This window comes from Xanthomonas phaseoli pv. dieffenbachiae (genome assembly GCF_008639345.1).
GTDB lineage: Bacteria > Pseudomonadota > Gammaproteobacteria > Xanthomonadales > Xanthomonadaceae > Xanthomonas > Xanthomonas phaseoli.
In genome coordinates this window covers 1573239-1590143 of the sequence record NZ_CP041380.1, presented here as the reverse complement: position 1 = coordinate 1590143, position 16905 = coordinate 1573239, and the positions used below count along the sequence as shown (strand labels likewise).

At 65.9% G+C, this 16905-nt stretch carries 13 protein-coding genes; 1 reads left to right on the top strand and 12 read right to left on the bottom strand.

Annotated elements, in window-relative coordinates; genetic code table 11:
* Window positions 1–114 precede the first annotated feature (114 nt).
* Genes FLG15_RS07325 through FLG15_RS07315 form a run of 3 tightly spaced genes read right to left on the bottom strand, consistent with a single transcriptional unit; the run spans window position 115 to window position 2299 of the window.
* Window positions 115–1305: an efflux RND transporter periplasmic adaptor subunit gene (locus FLG15_RS07325; RefSeq protein WP_057677827.1), complete on the bottom strand. Its 1191-nt coding sequence runs from the start codon at window positions 1303–1305 to the stop codon at window positions 115–117.
* The gene (locus tag FLG15_RS07320; protein WP_209225329.1) at window positions 1302–2075 is read right to left on the bottom strand and encodes an SDR family NAD(P)-dependent oxidoreductase; all 774 of its coding nucleotides are present in this window, start codon (window positions 2073–2075) and stop codon (window positions 1302–1304) included. Before FLG15_RS07320 ends, FLG15_RS07325 begins: the two co-directional genes overlap by 4 nt.
* Entirely contained in the window at window positions 2072–2299 is a 228-nt protein-coding gene (locus FLG15_RS07315) for a hypothetical protein (protein ID WP_057677826.1), read from the bottom strand. Before FLG15_RS07315 ends, FLG15_RS07320 begins: the two co-directional genes overlap by 4 nt.
* A gap of 128 nt (window positions 2300–2427) precedes the next feature.
* On the opposite strand from FLG15_RS07315, the gene FLG15_RS07310 reads away from it, so the two are divergent.
* Window positions 2428–3462, top strand: coding sequence for an XC_2801 family transcriptional regulator (locus FLG15_RS07310; protein ID WP_017155746.1), 1035 nt, complete (start codon window positions 2428–2430; stop codon window positions 3460–3462).
* 832 nt (window positions 3463–4294) lie between these two features.
* Here FLG15_RS07310 and FLG15_RS07305 read toward each other — a convergent pair.
* The 9 genes from FLG15_RS07305 to FLG15_RS07260 form a co-directional block, all read right to left on the bottom strand.
* Window positions 4295–5020 carry a YiaD family glycine zipper/OmpA-like lipoprotein gene (locus tag FLG15_RS07305; RefSeq protein ID WP_017155745.1) on the bottom strand — a complete coding sequence of 242 codons (726 nt, stop codon included), beginning with the start codon at window positions 5018–5020 and terminating at the stop codon, window positions 4295–4297.
* Between the two features lie 271 nt (window positions 5021–5291).
* Window positions 5292–6710 carry a cryptochrome/photolyase family protein gene (locus tag FLG15_RS07300; RefSeq protein ID WP_057677825.1) on the bottom strand — a complete coding sequence of 473 codons (1419 nt, stop codon included), beginning with the start codon at window positions 6708–6710 and terminating at the stop codon, window positions 5292–5294.
* A gap of 105 nt (window positions 6711–6815) precedes the next feature.
* Window positions 6816–8246, bottom strand: coding sequence for a replicative DNA helicase (locus tag FLG15_RS07295; protein ID WP_003483586.1), 1431 nt, complete (start codon window positions 8244–8246; stop codon window positions 6816–6818).
* 221 nt (window positions 8247–8467) lie between these two features.
* Window positions 8468–9022 (bottom strand): NADPH-dependent FMN reductase, encoded by a 555-nt coding sequence (locus FLG15_RS07290; protein ID WP_057677823.1) that lies wholly within the window; start codon window positions 9020–9022, stop codon window positions 8468–8470.
* A gap of 167 nt (window positions 9023–9189) precedes the next feature.
* Window positions 9190–11130 carry an asparagine synthase (glutamine-hydrolyzing) gene (asnB, locus tag FLG15_RS07285; protein ID WP_057677822.1) on the bottom strand — a complete coding sequence of 647 codons (1941 nt, stop codon included), beginning with the start codon at window positions 11128–11130 and terminating at the stop codon, window positions 9190–9192.
* A gap of 178 nt (window positions 11131–11308) precedes the next feature.
* Window positions 11309–11947, bottom strand: coding sequence for a glutathione S-transferase family protein (locus FLG15_RS07275; RefSeq protein ID WP_039570421.1), 639 nt, complete (start codon window positions 11945–11947; stop codon window positions 11309–11311).
* Window positions 11948–12072: 125 nt separating this feature from the next.
* The gene (locus FLG15_RS07270; RefSeq protein WP_150145762.1) at window positions 12073–14616 is read right to left on the bottom strand and encodes a DUF3857 domain-containing protein; all 2544 of its coding nucleotides are present in this window, start codon (window positions 14614–14616) and stop codon (window positions 12073–12075) included.
* An 80-nt stretch (window positions 14617–14696) separates the two neighbouring features.
* Window positions 14697–15872 (bottom strand): acyl-CoA dehydrogenase family protein, encoded by a 1176-nt coding sequence (locus tag FLG15_RS07265; RefSeq protein WP_162267527.1) that lies wholly within the window; start codon window positions 15870–15872, stop codon window positions 14697–14699.
* 143 nt (window positions 15873–16015) lie between these two features.
* Window positions 16016–16807 (bottom strand): glycine zipper 2TM domain-containing protein, encoded by a 792-nt coding sequence (locus FLG15_RS07260; protein WP_150145760.1) that lies wholly within the window; start codon window positions 16805–16807, stop codon window positions 16016–16018.
* Window positions 16808–16905 lie beyond the last annotated feature (98 nt).

Below are 16905 nucleotides of genomic sequence, written 5' to 3'. Positions count from 1 at the left end.
GATGACGAGGCCGGCAGTCATGAGCTGCGATGCAGCGATGGATCAGTGCAGCCGTGGCAGGTGGCGCGCAGTCGCCGGGAAGGCGCGACGGCGCGCAACGCGCGTTGGCGATACCTAATTGGAAGCGGTGCGCTTGTCCGCCGCCGGCGCCATGGCCACGGTCTTGGCGTCCACCGGCATGCCGGGCATGAAGATCTTCTGCACGCCATCGACCACCACGCGGTCGCCGGCGGCCAGGCCGCTACGCACGATGCGCAGACCATCGGCACTGCGGCCGAGCTCCACATCGCGGCGCTGCGCCTTGCCGTCCTTGTCCACCACGTAGACGTACTTGCGGTCCTGGTCGGTGAGCACGGCCTTTTCGTCCACCAGCATGGCCTTGAACTGGCCGCTGCCCAGCAACTGCACGTGCGCATACAAGCCCGGCGTGAATTGCCGTTGCGCGTTGTCCAGCACCGCGCGGACGCGGATGGTGCCGGTGCTGCGGGTCACCTGGTTGTCCAGGAAATCCACGCGACCGGCGTGCGGGAAGCCCTGCTCGCCGACCAGCCCGATCCGCACCGGCAACTCGCCGCCACGTTCGTCCGGGCGCTCGCCGTTGCGGGCCATCTGCGAATAGCGCAGGAAGGTACCTTCGTCGGCGTCGAAATAGACAAACACCTTGTCCAGCGACACCAGCGTGGTCAGCACGCTGGCACTGTCGCCAGCCGTGACCAGGTTGCCGGCGGTGACCATCGCACGCCCGGCGCGGCCGTCGATGGGAGCGCGCACGCGCGTCCAGTCCAGGTTGAGCCTGGCGGTGTCCACCGCGGCCTGGGCGGCCTGCAGGTCGGCATCGGCCTGATCGGCGGCGGCGCGACGTTGCTCCCAGGTTTCGGTGGAGATGGCCTGCTGCTCGGACAATTTGCGTGCACGCGCAGCTTCGCTACGTGCCAGCGTGGCCTGGGTGCGGGCACGCACCAGCGAAGCGTTGGCACGCGCGAACTCGGCGCGGTAGCTACGCTCGTCGATGGTGAACAGCACATCGCCCTTCTTCACTTCCGCACCTTCGGTGTAGTTGACCTTGTCGATATAGCCGGACACGCGCGGACGCAGTTCGACGCTTTCCACCGGTTCGATGCGGCCGCTGAATTCGTCCCACTGGCTGATCTGCTTCATCAGCACCGGCGCGACGCTGACACTGGGCGGCGGCGGTGCGCCGGTCTCGGCGGCCTTGCTGCCGCAGCCGGCGAGCACGACCGCAAGCACGGCGCCCGCCAACACGGTACGCAAGGGAAAACGGAACGGGGTGGCGTTCGTGGTCATGGGGAAATCTCTCGGGTGGGGATGGGAAATTGCAGACCGGCCAGCCGGCTCGCCGACGGTGCGGCCGGCGGGCGACGACTCACGGTCACGATGGCTTGTCCGGGCTGGCCAGGTCCGGCGATCAGGGAAACAGCGGCGCGGCCGACGTCCACGGCACGGATCCATTCCGGACAGGCGTCCTTGGCGCGACCGGGCGTGCAGACCGGCTGCTCGACCGAGAGCAACTGCACGCGGACGCCCAACGGCTTGGCTTCCTCGTGCAACACCTGGGCAAGCATGCGGGTGGCGGAGGCCGCAACCGACCGATCGCCATGCGCCGACCAGGCACGCAGCGCGCACGGACTGCCGAGCAGCAGATAGCGGCCGCCGCCGTCGGCTTCGGCCAGCAGCGGCAGCAGGTGGCGGGCGGCAGCCAGATGCGGCAGCACGTCGCGCTCCAGGCGACGACGCAGGGCGGCCACCGGCCGATCCACCAGCCGCCCGGCCTTCGGCGGGCTGCCCAGGCTGGCGATCACCGCACCCAGCGGTCGTTGCCGCTGGGCCAGTTCGGTGGCCAGGCGCTGCGCGGACGCATCGTCGGCCACCGATCCCTGCACGATGTCCAGCAGCGGCGAGTGACCATGCTGCGCGCGCAGTGCGTCCAGCTTGGCGGCGTCGCGCCCAATCGCCACCGTTGGCATGCCGGCGTCCAGCAACGCAGAGACAATGCCCATGCCCACGTTGCCCGCGCCGCCAATGACGGCCGTCTCGGATTGAACCATCCCGCTCATGGGATTTTCGCTCCCGAGATCGGGATAATTCCGCGCCGCGCCCAGCGCGCCTGCAGTCCAGTTCGCTGCGCAGGCGCGCCGCCAGCCTGCCGCCGTGGCGAGCTGGAGAATTCGCGCAAGGCACTGTCGTAAGACCGTTTTTCCGTGGAAACGACCGGATCGAAGGCGTTTTCGATTGCGCTGCGCTTGCTGGAGGACACGCCGAAGACATTGCACAACCACATGGCCGTGCTCCTGCATGGAGGGGATGCCGCATAAGTTAGGCTTCAAAGCAGCACTTGATTAGTCCGGATTTAGGGGAATAATCGTCCCGTAAGCGGTCTAATCCCTCCTGGCCCCCTGAAGGCATCCCATGACTCACGATCTCAACGACACCTTGATCTTCGTCAAGGTGGTCGAACAAGGCAGCTTCATCGCCGCCGCCAACGCGCTTGGCCTGCCCAAGACCACCGTCAGCCGCAAGGTGCAGGAACTGGAAACCCGGTTGGGTGCGCGCCTGCTGCATCGAACCACGCGCCGCATCGGGCTGACCGAAGCCGGCTCGGTGTACCACGAACATTGCCAGCGCATCGCGCGCGAGCTGGAAGAGGCCGAAAGCGCGGTGGGACAACTGCAATCGGGCCCGCGTGGCTGGTTGCGTTTTACCGTGCCGTATTCGTTGGGCATTACCTGGATCGCGCCGTTGCTGGGCGAATTCCACGCGCAATATCCGGAAATCCAGCTGGACATGCATCTGGGCAACGAGAAGCTGGACCTGATCGGAGGCGAAGCCGACCTGGCATTGCGGGTTGGTGCGCTGCCCGATTCCAACCTGGTGGCGCGCAAGCTCGGCAGCTTGCGCACCCAGGTGTTCGCCAGCCCATCCTACATCGAACGCTATGGCGAGCCGCTGCATCCGGATGAATTGCAATTCCATCGCACGCTTGCCTTGCGCAAGAACCGCAACGTGCACAACAACCGCTTCTTCTGGTCGCTCAGCGATGGCAGCGATGTACGCGATTTCCCGGTCAATCCGCTGATGGTGGCCAACGATCCGGCTGCGCTCAACGGTGCGGTGTTGTGCGGCGAAGGCCTGTTGCTGACTGGCGATGTGATGGCCAAACCGTTCGTGCAATCGGGCCTGGTGCGCCGCGTGCTGGCCGGTTGGACCGGGCCTGAGGTGGACTTCAACGCGGTGTTCGCCGGTGGCCGACTGGTGTCGCCGAAAGTACGTGCATTCGTGGACTTTTTGGTGACGCGCATGAACTTCGATGCGGACTACATGATGGCGCAGTGCCCTGCCCGTCTGGCCGCACAAAAGGCCGACCACGATGCAAAAGTCGACGTGGGCGCAGACGCGCAGTTGCGCGCCGAAGGCAAGCGGATTCTGGAAAACGTCACGGCATAGTGGCCGATCAAGCGTGCGCCGGCGGTGCCAGCCGTCTGGCGCAGCCCATAAGTTCATCGATGCAACTCAGTGAATGCATCTCTGTCACCACACGCGTACAGCCGACGATAGCTCGGTCGGTTTGCAAATGATCTCACTGCCGTAAGCGGTGAGTTGGGAAAGATCCAGACGTCCGTCGTGGCGTCGTCGGATGCGATCACCCGATGAGCGCAAAGCCGACTCGGTCGCGCGCGCGGTACCCCCGCCGCTCGCGGGACACGCCGTCAACCCGTCCATGGGGGCTCGATGGCGGCCCATGCCGCCAACGGTCCCGCAAGCGGCGAGGACACCGCACCAGAACGTTGGTCGGTCGCTCGGAAAGCGGCCCATCGTAGGAAAGGTGGTGGAGATACCTTCGCTTGAGCACTGCGAGCTAGCCGCACCTCCTTAAATCGCTAGCGAACGCATCAATCGCTCGCACAAATACAGCGACCAACTCGACTGGTCCTTGCCCGCTCACCGTCGCGGGACCTTGAGCGGCATGGATGCCGCCACGGAGCTTACATGGACGTACTTGCAGCGTGTCCCGCGATGGTGGGCGGGCAAGGGCCCTGCAACAACATTCAGATCCGCGCTTTGAAGTTCCACAGTTGCGCCGACACATCAGCGCCGATGACATCGGAAGATCGAGACCTCAAAGCCGTGCAGACCAGACGTTCTAGACCCGAGCGATTGGTTAGCTGCTCTTGATCACACCATGCAGCAGAAAAACAGGCCGCTTTCGCGGCCTGTTTTGCGTACATCAGCACATCGCGGGTGAGTCATCCGACTCGCCACGATTCACTGCATCCCCTCAACGCATGCCGCTATTGCTGGCAGCGCCTTCGGCACGCAAGGGAATCAGGCGGATTTCGACGCGACGGTTCTTGGCCCGGCCGGCGTCGGTGGTGTTGTCGGCAATCGGATAACGCTTGCCGGCCCCCATGGTTTCCATGCGCTCGCGCTGCACACCTTGCGCCGTCAGGTACTGTGCAACTGCGCTGGCGCGCTCTTCGGACAGGCGTTGATTGACCGCATCGCTACCCACGCTATCGGTATGCCCCACCACTTCCACCATGGTCTGGTTGTACTCGCGCAGCGTGGAGGCCACGCCGTTGAGCGCGGTGTAGAACTGCGGCTTCAAAGCCGACTTGCCGAAGTCGAAGGTGATGCCGTCGGGCAGGTTCAGGCTGATGTTGTCGCCCTGGCGTTGTACTTCGATCCCGGTGTTGGCGGTGCGCTCGCGCAGCGCGCGCTCCTGGCGATCCTGGTACTGGCCGATCGCCGCACCGCTCAGTGCACCGATGCCGGCGCCGACCATTGCGTGCTGACGACGCTCGGTGGCGCTATCGCCGGTGAGCAGGCCTGCAGCCACACCAATGGCGGTACCGATCAGCGCGTTGCGGCCGGTTCGATTCTGCTGTTGTGTCTGCTCGCCGTATTGGTCGCGCTGCACATACGAGCCGCCGGTGGCGCAAGCGGACAGCGCAATGGCGCTGGCCAGTGCAACGGCAAGACTCTTGGTGGCTGCTGGGGACATGGTGTTCTCCTATGGCCGGACCATCCGGCGCTCAATCGTGTGCGCGAGGATAAACAGGCCCACGCGACTGGCGCATGATGAAAACCGCCGCAATCCATGCGCAGCAGGTGCGCCATTCAGGAAAACGTTTCCGGCGATGACACGCATTCGTGCACCACCACATCAATCAGCGCAGGCCGGTCAACGACGCGCGTTGCAGGCCCTGTACTCACTCATCAAACAGCACGGTGTGCACCATGCGAACGGGCACACGCGCATCGATCAGCAGCGACTAGGCACGCGACTTCGCATACGCGGCCAGCGCCGCATCGCGGCCCTCGGCCAAGCCAATGATTGGATTGCGCGGATACTCCGGAGCAAAGCGAGCCAGCGCCAATGGATGCAACCACGGCGCGAAGCGTTCCTTCACCGCAAGCTTGCCCAGCTCAGGCACCCAGCGCGTGATGTAGGTCGCCTGCGGGTCGAATTTTTCTGCCTGCGTCACCGGGTTGAACACGCGGAAATAGGGCGCCGCATCGGCGCCGGTGCCGGCCACCCACTGCCAGCCCAGCGTATTGTTGGCCAGGTCCGCATCGATTAGCGTGTCCCAGAACCAGCGCGCGCCTTCGATCCAGTGGATGCGCAGATGCTTGCACAAAAAACTGGCGACGATCATGCGCACGCGGTTGTGCATCCAGCCGGTATGCCAGAGCTGGCGCATGCCGGCATCGACGATGGGAATGCCGGTGCGGCCACGCTGCCAGGCCTGCAATGCCACCGGGTCGACCGTTGCCCAGTCGAATCCTGCAAAGCGTGGATTGAGATTCTGGTTGGTGGTGTCCGGGAAGTGATGCAGCAAGTGATACGCAAAGTCGCGCCAGCCCAGCTGCCGGATATAGCCATCGATTTCGGCGCCATTGCGCGCAGTGCGCTGCGCTTCCAGCGCGCTGGCAATCCGCCACGGAGCAATCTCGCCAAAGTGCAGATGCGGCGACAGTTGCGAGGTGCCGACGCGATCGGGGCGATCGCGGTTTTCGCGATATCCAGACAGCGCGCCGTCGATAAAGATCTCCAGCATTTCGTGCGCGCCGGCTTCGCCGGGCTGCCAGTGCTCCCAGAAGCCCTGGTCCCACTGCAGGCTGGGCACCAACTGCAGCGTGTCGAGCGCATCGGTCTTCAAGCTCGCAGGCAGCGGCGGCAGGCGACGCGGCGCATCCATGGCGGCGGGCAATTGCAGCTGCGTCAGCGCATTGCGCCAGAACGGGGTAAACACCTTGTACGGGCCGCCCTGCTGCGTGGACAACTGCCACGGTTCGAACAGCAGCGCGGCATTGCAGCTCTGCACCTCGATGCCGCGCTCGCGCAGGTCGCGCTTGATCTGTGCGTCGCGCGGCTGCGTGGCCGGCTCGTATTTGCGGTTCCAGTACACCGCCACCGCGCCGGTCTGCGCGATCACCTCATCCAGCACCTGCGCGCTGTTGCCGGAGCGAATGACCAGGCCGCTGCCGAGCGCACGCAACGCGTCATCCAGGGCTGCAAGGGCGCGATGCCGCCAGCTGCGCGATGCGGCGCCAGGCGTCCATTCGCCCTCTTCGTGCGGCGCGTCGATGTACAACGGAATCGGGTGATGCCCCGCATCGAGTGCGGCGCGCAAGGCCGGGTTGTCTTGCAGACGCAGATCGCGACGGAACCAGACGATGGCGTATGACATACGAGCTCGGCAGCGAACGATGAGGCTGCGCAGCATAAGCCAGCGGGCGCAACGATGGCGCGATGCCGGGCGCCGGATGACTGCCCGGCCGATCCACCGCAGCGCTTACTCGAAACTGCCCACCGAGTCGTGCGCCAGGTTGTCGAAGCGGGTGTATTCGCCGAAGAACTTGAGCTTGCACGAACCGGTCGGTCCGCCGCGGTGCTTGCCGATGATGATTTCGGCCAGGCCCTTGTCCGGCGAATTTTCCTTGTTGTAGTAGTCGTCGCGGTAGATGAAGACGATCATGTCCGCGTCCTGCTCGATCGCGCCCGACTCGCGCAAGTCCGCCATCACCGGGCGCTTGTCGGTGCGGGTTTCCAGCGAGCGGTTGAGCTGCGACAACGCAATCACCGGCACGTTGAGTTCCTTGGCCAGGCCTTTCAGCGAGCGCGAGATTTCCGAAATTTCGGTCGCGCGGTTTTCGCTGTTACCCGGCACCGACATCAGCTGCAGGTAATCGATGACGATCAGTCCCAGGTCGTGTTCGCGCTTGAGCCGGCGGCACTTGGAACGCAGCACTTCCGGCGAAACGCCCGGGGTGTCGTCGATGAAGATCTTGGTTTCCTTGAGCATCTTGATCGCGCCGGTCACGCGCGCCCAGTCCTCGTCTTCCAGCGCACCGGTGCGCAGGCGCTGCGCATTGATGCGGCCATTGGAGGAGATCAGGCGCATCGCCAGCTGCGAGGCCGACATTTCCATCGAAAACACCGCCACGCCCTTCTTGGACTTGATCGCGGCGTATTCGGCAATGTTCAGCGCGAAGGTGGTCTTGCCCATCGCCGGACGCGCCGCCAGGATGATCAGGTCGGTCGGCTGCAGGCCGGCGGTCATCGCATCGAAATCGGTGTAGCCGGTCGGCAGGCCGGTGATGTTGCCGCCGTTTTCGAAGCGGTTGCGCAGTTCTTCGAAGGCATCCTTCAATGCCCCGGGCATGGCCACGAAATCGGTGCGCCCGCGCGCGCCGGCTTCGGCGATCTTGAACACGGCCTTTTCGGCCGAAGACAGCAACTCGACGCTGTCGCGCCCTTCCGGCTGAAAGCCGTCGTTGACGATGGTGGTGCCCACCTCGATCAACTGCCGCAGCACCGCCTTGTCGCGCACGATTTCCGCATACGCGGCGATGTTGGCTGCCGACGGCGTGGTGCTGGCCAGCTCGATCAGGTACGCGCCATCGCCCACCTGCTCCAGCTTGCCCTGCGACTCGAACCATTCGCCCAGGGTCACTGCATCGAACGGGCGGTCTTTCTCGTTCAGTTCGCGAATCGCGCGGTAGATCAGCCGATGGTCGCGTCGGTAGAAGTCGTTTTCGGTGAGCTGGTCGTTGACCCGGTCGAACGCGTCCGGCGCCAGCATCAGGCCGCCCAGCACCGCCTGTTCGGCCTCGACCGAATGCGGCGGTACCCGCAGCTGGTCCAGACGTGGCTCGGGACGATCGTAATCGTCGTCGTCGCGATCGCGACTGCGCTTGGAACGGAAACCAGGACGAGCGGACATGGACAAACAAACCTGACGCGGGGAGACGAGGGCAGGAAGCATAGTCATCGGCGCGGCCGACGACCATGCACAACTCTGTGGATAACTGCTGTATAGCCGGTGCATCCACGTTCTACGCGGCGGCCGTCGCAGATGCCGAGACCCTTGCGCCGCTTAGGTTTCCGCCCTCGCCCAAGGCCCAGCACGGCGCCGCAGCGACGTGCGGCGCCGCTGTGGTCAACTCAGCGCTTGAGATGTCCGATCAGGCCCAGGAACTGGTCGATGAAGCCCTGCAAAAACTTGCGGCTGTCGGCATTGGCGATCTGGTCGTCGGGCCCGAACAGGCCGTCCTTGTATTGCAGGAACACTTCCGGCTGGCCAAGCACATGCATATCCAGGTATGCCAGCACGTTACGCAGGTGCTGCTGCGCGGTAGCAGTGCCGATCGCGCCGACCGAGATGCCCACCACCGCCGCCGGTTTGCCGGCAAACGCGCTATCGCCGTAGGGGCGCGAGCCGGTGTCGATGGCGTTCTTGAGCACGCCGGGAATGGAGCGGTTGTATTCGGGGGTGACGAACAGCAGCGCATGGGCGGCGCGGATCTGCTGCTTCAGCCGTGTGCCTTCGGCGGGATAATCGCCGTCGCGGTCCTGGTTGTACAACGGGATATCGCCGATCTCCAGGTACTCGAACACGGCCTTGTCGCCGGCCAGATGCTCCAGCGCGCGCGCCAGCTGGCGGTTATACGACTCGGCGCGCAGGCTGCCGACCAGCACGGCAATGGTGAGCTTGCTCATGGGAATGCTCCGTGGAAACAGGGCCCCACCCTACCCAGCCGGATGCTCAGGGCCGGTGAAACGCCGCCGGCATCTGCGCCGCAGCGGCAATACGCAAACGCGCGCGCGGCAACGCGCATCGGCGGCTTTGCCCACCCCGCCGCGTGCGCAGACCCCAGCCTCAGGCGTCAGCGCACCACGGCCGCGCGCTGTTCGCGCCAGTGTGCCTGCCAAGCCTGGAACATCAGCACCGTCCACAGATGCGTATGCCATTTGCGCTCGCCACCGTTGAAGTCGCGCCACAGGCGGGCCACGCTGTCGGCGGCGAACACGCCTTCGCGCTGCAGGGCGCCGTGCGCCAGCAGATCGTCCGCCCAGCCGTGCAGATCGCCGCGCAGCCATGCGCTGACCGGTGCACCAAAGCCGCGCTTGCCGCGGTACACCATTGCGTCCGGCAGGTAGCGGCACAGCACGCGCTTGAGCAGATACTTGCTCACTCCATCGCGATATTTCAGCGACAGCGGCAGCGACCAGGCGAATTCGGCCACGCGCCAATCCAGCAGGGGCGCACGCGCTTCCAGCCCCACCGCCATGGTGGTGCGATCCACCTTGCACAGCAGGTCGTCCGGCAGGTAGGCGGCAAAATCGGCCAGCATCATCGCGTCGGCCGGCGTACCGGACCCATGCAGCGGATCGGCCAGGCTGTAGAAACTGTCGGGTTCGGTGGCGCCCAGCACCACCGCGGCCGGATCACGCCAGCGCGAAATGCGGTTGCGGTAGATGTCGCCGATGCCGCGTGCGCCGGCTTCGGCCACCAGCGCAGCGAGCCCGCCGGTGCGCGAGGATTCGCCATTGCGACGCGCTGCCACCGCCATCAGGCGACGCAGCGGGCCTGGCACCAGGCCGTGCATGCGCCAATTGCGCAGTGCGCGCTGATATCGGCCATAGCCGAAGAACAATTCGTCGCCACCATCGCCGGACAGCGCCACCGTGACCCCGCCGCGTGCCAGCCGTGCGACCAGCGCGGTCGGCACTTGCGACGCATCGGCGAAGGGTTCGTCGAACATGTCCGGCAGGTTCGGCACCACCGCCAGCGCGTCGGCGCCGCTGACATAGAGTTCGGTGTGGTCGGTACGCAGATGCGTGGCCACCTCGCGCGCCAGCGGCGCTTCGTCGTGGTGCGAGCCTTCGAAGCCAATGCTGAAGGTGTGCACCGGTTGCGCGCTCTGCGCCTGCATCATCGCAGTGACGATGGACGAGTCGGTGCCGCCGGACAGGAACACGCCCACCGGCACATCGGCCACCATGCGCAAGGCCACCGCATCGCGCAGCACGCTATCCAACTGCGCTTCGGCCTGCGCGTCGGTACCGGTGAACGGCGTCGCCAGCGCGCGTTGCATCGCCTCGCGGGCGTTCCAGAACGGTTGCTGCGCCTGGTCGGGACGATGCGCGGCCGCGCCGGCTGCGACAGCTTGCGCATCCATGCGCAGCACCCGGCCGGGCATCAGCTTGAAGGTGTGCTCGTGGATGCAGGCCGGTGCCGGGATATAGCCCAGCCGCAGCAGCAGCGTGAGCGCATCGCGATCCACGCCGTTGTCGAAATCCGGATGCTGCCACAAGGCCTTGAGTTCGGAACCGAACACCAAGGTGTCGCCGGCCCACCCGTAGTACAGCGGCTTCTTGCCGACGCGGTCGCGGGCCAGAAACAGGCAGTTGTCGCGCTCGTCCCACAACGCAATGGCGAACATGCCGTTGCAGCGGATCAACGTCTCATCCAGGCCCCACTCCACCACGGCCGCCAGCAGCACTTCGGTATCGGAGTGGCCGCGGAAGCGATGCCCAAGCGCGGAAAGCGCTGCGCGCAGCTGCGCGAAGTTATAGACCTCGCCGTTATAGGCCAGCACGTAGCGGCCATCGGCCGAGCGCATCGGCTGATGGCCGAGCGGCGACAGATCCAGAATGCTCAAGCGCTGATGCGCCAGCGCAATGCCTGCCTGCGCATCGCACCAGGTGCCGGCATCGTCGGGACCGCGGTGGCGCAAGGCGGCCCCCATCGGCCGCACCAGCGCATCGAGCTGTTCGCCATGCAGGCGCGGCGAAGCCAGCAACATTCCTGCCAATCCGCACATCGTCAGCGCTCCTGCCGGCCGGCCACGGCCAAGCGGGAGTCGCCGGCCCGCCTGACGCGTTGCACCCGCCCGAGCAGCCGCACGGCGCATGCCGATACCGATGCAGGAGCGTCAAGACAGCCGTCCGCCGGGCACACAGCACTGACCCGGCAAGCCACCTGCAGATCGCGCAGACGGCTCATGCCGCCACCGATGCAGCGGCCGGCATCGGCACGAAACGCGGCAGCGCCTGCACGCGATGCAACCACGCGCTAATCGCTGGCCAGCGATCAAGATCGAAACCACCGTCTTCGGCGCAGTGGGTGTAGGCGAACAATGCGATATCGGCGATGCCGTAGTCGCTACCGGTGAACCAGGCGTGCTGCTGCAGATGCTGCTCCATCACCGCCAGCGCCTGCTCGCCGCGTGCGCGCAGCTGTGGCAGCTCGGCGCGGCGTGCGGCGTCGCGTGGCGTCCACAGGCTGATGAACCGCGCCACCGCCACATAGGGCTCATGGCTGTATTGCTCGAAGAACATCCAGCTCAATGCCTGCGCCCGCTGCCACGCATCGGTGGGCAGATACGGTGTGCCTTCGGCCAGCCAGAACAGGATCGCGTTGGATTCGGTCAACACGCGGCCATCGTCGCGCTCGACCATCGGCACCTTGCCGTTGGGGTTCTTGGCCAGATACGCGGGCGTGCGGGTCTGCCCGGCCACGCTGTCCACCTCGACCCAGTGATAGCGGCTGCCCAACTGTTCCAGCAGCAGGCGCACCTTGTAGCAATTGCCGGAACTGGACATGCCATGGACGGTCAACGGGGGACGCACGCTCGACATCTGGCTGGCTCCGCGACAGCAACGAGGGGGCTGGCAGTGTCACAGCCCCGCGTGCCTTTGCAAAGCCCCGCACACAACAGCGGCGCACCGATGCCGGTTTGCATGCACTGCCGCGCCGACCTGCGTCAGGCCAAGGCCACCACCGCCACCGGCACGCTCAACACCGCCATCAGGATGCCCAACGCCGCCACCGTCAGCGCCCAGGCGCCGAACGCACGCGTGCGCGCGCAGCCGGCAGCGGCGGCCGCGGCCTGCACCGAGCAGACCGACCACCACAGCGCCCCCAGCATCAGCAGCAAGATGCATGTCGCCAGCTGCGCCATGCCGGCCGGATCGGTCGCGCCGGTGCGCAGCAATGCAACCTGGCCCTTGAGCGCGACCACGGCCGCCAACAGGCATACCAGCCACGGCAAGGCGCAGCCGGCCATTGCCGGCAACACCTGCCCAAGTGGGGCTCCGCTGCCCATCCAACGCAGGATCTGCTTGAGCAGCACGCCTCCCAGCAAGGCGATTGCAACCACGACAATGACACCACCGGCCTTGGCCCATAGCGGCAGTGCGTGCAGCCACCCCCACGCCGACAGCAGCGTGGTCGCCGCAAACACCGCCCAGGCGCTCCAGCGCAACCGAGCGTGCTGCGGCATCCGCGTCACCGTGGCATAGGGATCGAACATGATTCCGCCCAGGCCACCGCCGCGCCACCAGAAAAAGCAGGCCACTAGCAACACCACCAGGGCCACCAAGCCGGCCAGCGGATAGCCGAGCGCACGCCAGTCGGGCGGCTGGGTGCGCCGCTTTGGCGTGAGATCGTGATTGAAGTACAACAGGTCGCGCGCGCGTTCCATGTCGGCAGCCGCGCGCGCCACGCCGTTGGCCGGAATACGGTCGGTGAAGCGCTGCCATTCGCCCACGATGACCATTTTTCCCTCGCGCATCGCAATGCTGCGCGAGAAGCGGAACCACGGATTGGCGACCACTTGCGTGTCTGCTTCCACCTGGATCGCCGGGTCGCCGTGCACGCGCACGGTCTGCCGCGCCAGCCGCGGGCCGCCCAGCGCCAGCGGACTCTTGCGCGCCTCTTTCGGTAACGCATCCATCCACTCGCCAAGCTGGAACAACGGGAAGCCCAGCTCATCGCCCTCCTCGGCTGACCACTCCAGCCGGTAGGCCTCGTGCGTGCGCACATTGAGCGGATCGGCAGCGTCGATGCTCGGCACGCGCACCTGGGTGAGCGCGGTGTAGTACTGCTGCATGAATTCCAGATAGTGCTCGCCCACCGTCTGCGCACCATCGTCGTCGAAGCTGCTGGCGACACGCTCGCCGCGGCCCTGGCGATACATGGTGTCCACCGTGAAGCTTGCCCAGCGCTGCGGCTTGCGCAGCGAAATGGAAATTTCTTCATTCACTTCGATCTGCGGCAACGCAGGCATCGGCGCAGGCACGTCAACCAATGTGTCCTGCCCCGCAATCACGGGCAATCCGCGCACGAACGGCAGCGGCCGACGCTGTGCCAACGGACCCTCTTCGCGATCGCGCGTGGCATCCACCCACACCTCGCCCTGCGGCAGATGCGCACGCACCACCACATGATCGAAGGCGTACGGACTGGGCAACCGCTTTTCCAGCCCATGCCCTTTGTCGCTGCTGACCAGCACCGGCTCGGCGCGGATGCCGGCCAGCTGCAGCAGTGCGATCAGCAGCGTCGCCTTGTCCTTGCAATCGCCGTAGCGGTTGCGCAGCGTCACTTCGGGCGCGTGCGGGGCGTGCGAGTTTTCGCCCATATCCAGGCCGACGTAACGGATCTCGCCCTGCACGAACGCCACGGCGCGCAGCAACGCACCTTGCGGGTCGTCGCTGCGCAACATCAGGCTCTGCGCCATCTTGGCGGCCACCTGCGGCTGCTCGAATGCACGCGGATACAGCTGCGCCGCCCAGGCCGCCACCGCCCCCCAACTGCCGGCGGTGGAGACTTCGATCACGCCATACGGGTCCACATCGTCCGGCGCGTCTTTTTCTTCCTGCACCGCTGCAATGTTGCTGGCGCCGATGTCCAACTGCGTCACCCCATCGAGCGTGCGCACGTTCCGGCCGAACCCCGGCGCGCTGATGCGCCACTGCAGCGGCAACTGGGCGGGATAGCGCACCCGCACCCGGCGTTCACCCAGCGGCACGCCGTAGCGCGCTTCGAACACGTCGTAATAGCCTTTGCCGAATACCGGATTGCTGCCGCTGATGGTCACGCCATAGTCGACACGGTCACCCACGCGCAGATCCGGCAAGGTGATCGACAGCGTCAGCGCGCCATCGATCAACCCATTCTCCAGGCCGCTCTCGCGCCGCAATTTGGCGTAATGCGCCTGGCTGCGCATATCGATCCGCTTGCCGGCGCGCCAGACATCCAGGCTGTTGAGCTCCAGCTGCTGGTACTGCGGCTGGTAGTCGATGGAAATCTGCCCGGCTTCCTCCAGGCTTTTGGCGCGCTGCACGGTGTAGCTAAGCCGGCGGTAGGCCTGCGGCGCGCGGCCGGTCAGATCGACCTGGTCGGACACCAGCTCATAGCGCAGCCCGGTGGCGCCAGGCACATTCTCGGGCACGGCGTCGGCCACCACCCACGTCGGCGTCGGCGCCATGCGTGGCGCCTCGTTGGCCCGCGCTGGCGCGATTGCCATGCCCGCGAGCGAACAAACGGTCCAGAAAACGCCGCGCAGGCGTCGCCTCACATCCTTGCCGATCAAGCCCCCACTCCTCGTCAAAACGCATTGAGTCCTGTCAGCGCACGTCCCACTACCAGCTGATGCACGGTTTCGGTGCCTTCGTAGGTGATCACCGATTCCAGGTTCAGCGCATGCCGGATCGCCACATGCTCGGTGGTGATGCCGGCCGCGCCCAGCAGGTCGCGGCATTGGCGCGCCACATCCAGCGCCATGCGGCAATTATTCCATTTTGCCAGCGAGATCTGCTCCGGCTGCAGCGTCCCGGCCTCCTTCAAACGCCCGAGCTGCAACGCGAGCAGCTGGGCGGTGGAAATCCGCCGCGCCATGTCGGCCAGTTTGATCTGCGCGCTTTGCGTGGCGGCCAGCGGTCGGCCGAACAGGATGCGCTCGCCGGCATAGGCCAGCGCCTCGCGCAGGCAGGCCACTGCCGCGCCGATCGCGCCCCAGGCAATGCCGTAGCGCGCCTGGTTGAGGCAACTCAGCGGCGCCTTCAAACCGGCCGCCCGCGGCAACCGCATCTGCTCGGGCACGAACACATTGTCCAGGAACAGTCCCGAGGTGACCGACGCACGCAGGCTCATCTTGTGGCTGATGTCCTGCGCGCTGAAACCGGCGCTGTCGGTTTCGACCAGAAAGCCGCGCACGCCATCGTCGGTATGCGCCCAGATAATCGCCAGCCCCGCAATGCTGCCGTTGGTGATCCACAGCTTGGCGCCGTTCAAGCGCCAGCCATCGCCCTCGCGCACCGCGCGGGTCGTCATCGCGGCCGGGTCCGACCCGCCCTGCGCCTCGCTGAGGCCGAAACAGCCGATGACCCGGCCGGCCGCCATTTCCGGCAGCCAGCGCAGCCGCTGTTCGTCGCTACCGTAGGCATGGATGGGGTACATGCACAACGACGACTGCACGCTGACGAAGCTGCGCAGGCCGCTGTCGCCGCGCTCCAGTTCCTGGCAGATCAATCCGTAGGACACCGCGCCCAGGCCCGCACCGCCCTCGCGCACCGGCAGGCTGGCGCCCAGCAGCCCCAGTTCCGCCAGTTCCGGAATCCACTCGCGCGGAAAGCGTCCGGCATCGAAGGCATCGCCGATCGCCGGCACCACCCGCGTATCGGTAAAGCGCGCGACCGCATCCTGCACCGCCCGCTCTTCGTCGGTGAGCAGCGCGCATACGTCGAACAGGTCATCGGGGCGCACCGGCATGTTGGCTTCCATCGCAAGCTGAAAGCGCGATTATCCGCCAGTTGCCGCCCCAACATGGCAGAGCACCAGTCCGGCCCTGGCGCTAACGAAAAGAGCCGGCAATGCCGGCTCTTTTCCAACGACTGCATCGACTGCGTGTCGCTGCGGCTGGCCCGTTACTGCCGGGTGCTCAAACCGTCCTGGCGCACGTTGGAGTCGACCGCCGTCGATGCCATCTGGGTCACCAGCTGGCCATCGACCACCGGCAGACGGTCGCCGGTGGGCTTGTCGTTCATGCGCACGGTCTTTTCGAACCCGTCGTAGCGGTAGGTGACGTCATAAGCCACCACGTTGTCGGCGTCGCCCAGCGAGATGCGCTCGCCCGGCTTGCTGTCCATGCGCATGGTGCCGGTGGTGCCATCGGCATTGCGATAGGTCACGTCGTAGCCGACCACGCGCGAAGACGAGGAGTTGGCATTTTCGGTATGGCACTGACGCTCGGTGCGATCGACGACCCGGCCGCCGACGTGGTTTCGGTCGACGCGGTTACCGATGAAGCCGCCGCCCACCGCACCTGCGGCGGTCGCCAGCTTGCGGCCGTTGCCGCCACCCACCTGGTTGCCGATCAGGCCGCCGATGACCGCACCGGCCACGGTGCCGCCGACGTTACCGTCGCGCTCGGGCAGACGCTCCTGCACCACGACATCGCGGCACACTTCACGTGGCGACGTGCTGGTGGTGGTCTCGCGGACGGCGTTGCTGTTGATCACCTGCGCATACTGCGGCTCGCGTTGGGTGATGGGGGCAACCTTGACCACATCGGCATATTCCAGGCCGCGCGGCGCCGGCTGGCCGTTGGCGACAAAATCGCCAGACGATGGGCGGTTATTCATGAAAGCGGCAGTGGCGGCACCTCCGACCAGCAAGGCACCAGCAGCGACCAGTATAGTTGTCGTATTGCTCTTCATCACCAGCTCCCTGCGGACGCACCGCGTTGTTGACGGCCGTGATTCCAGCATGGGAACCCTGAACGAAAAGGCGCTCGCTCATGAACACGGCGGTTAAG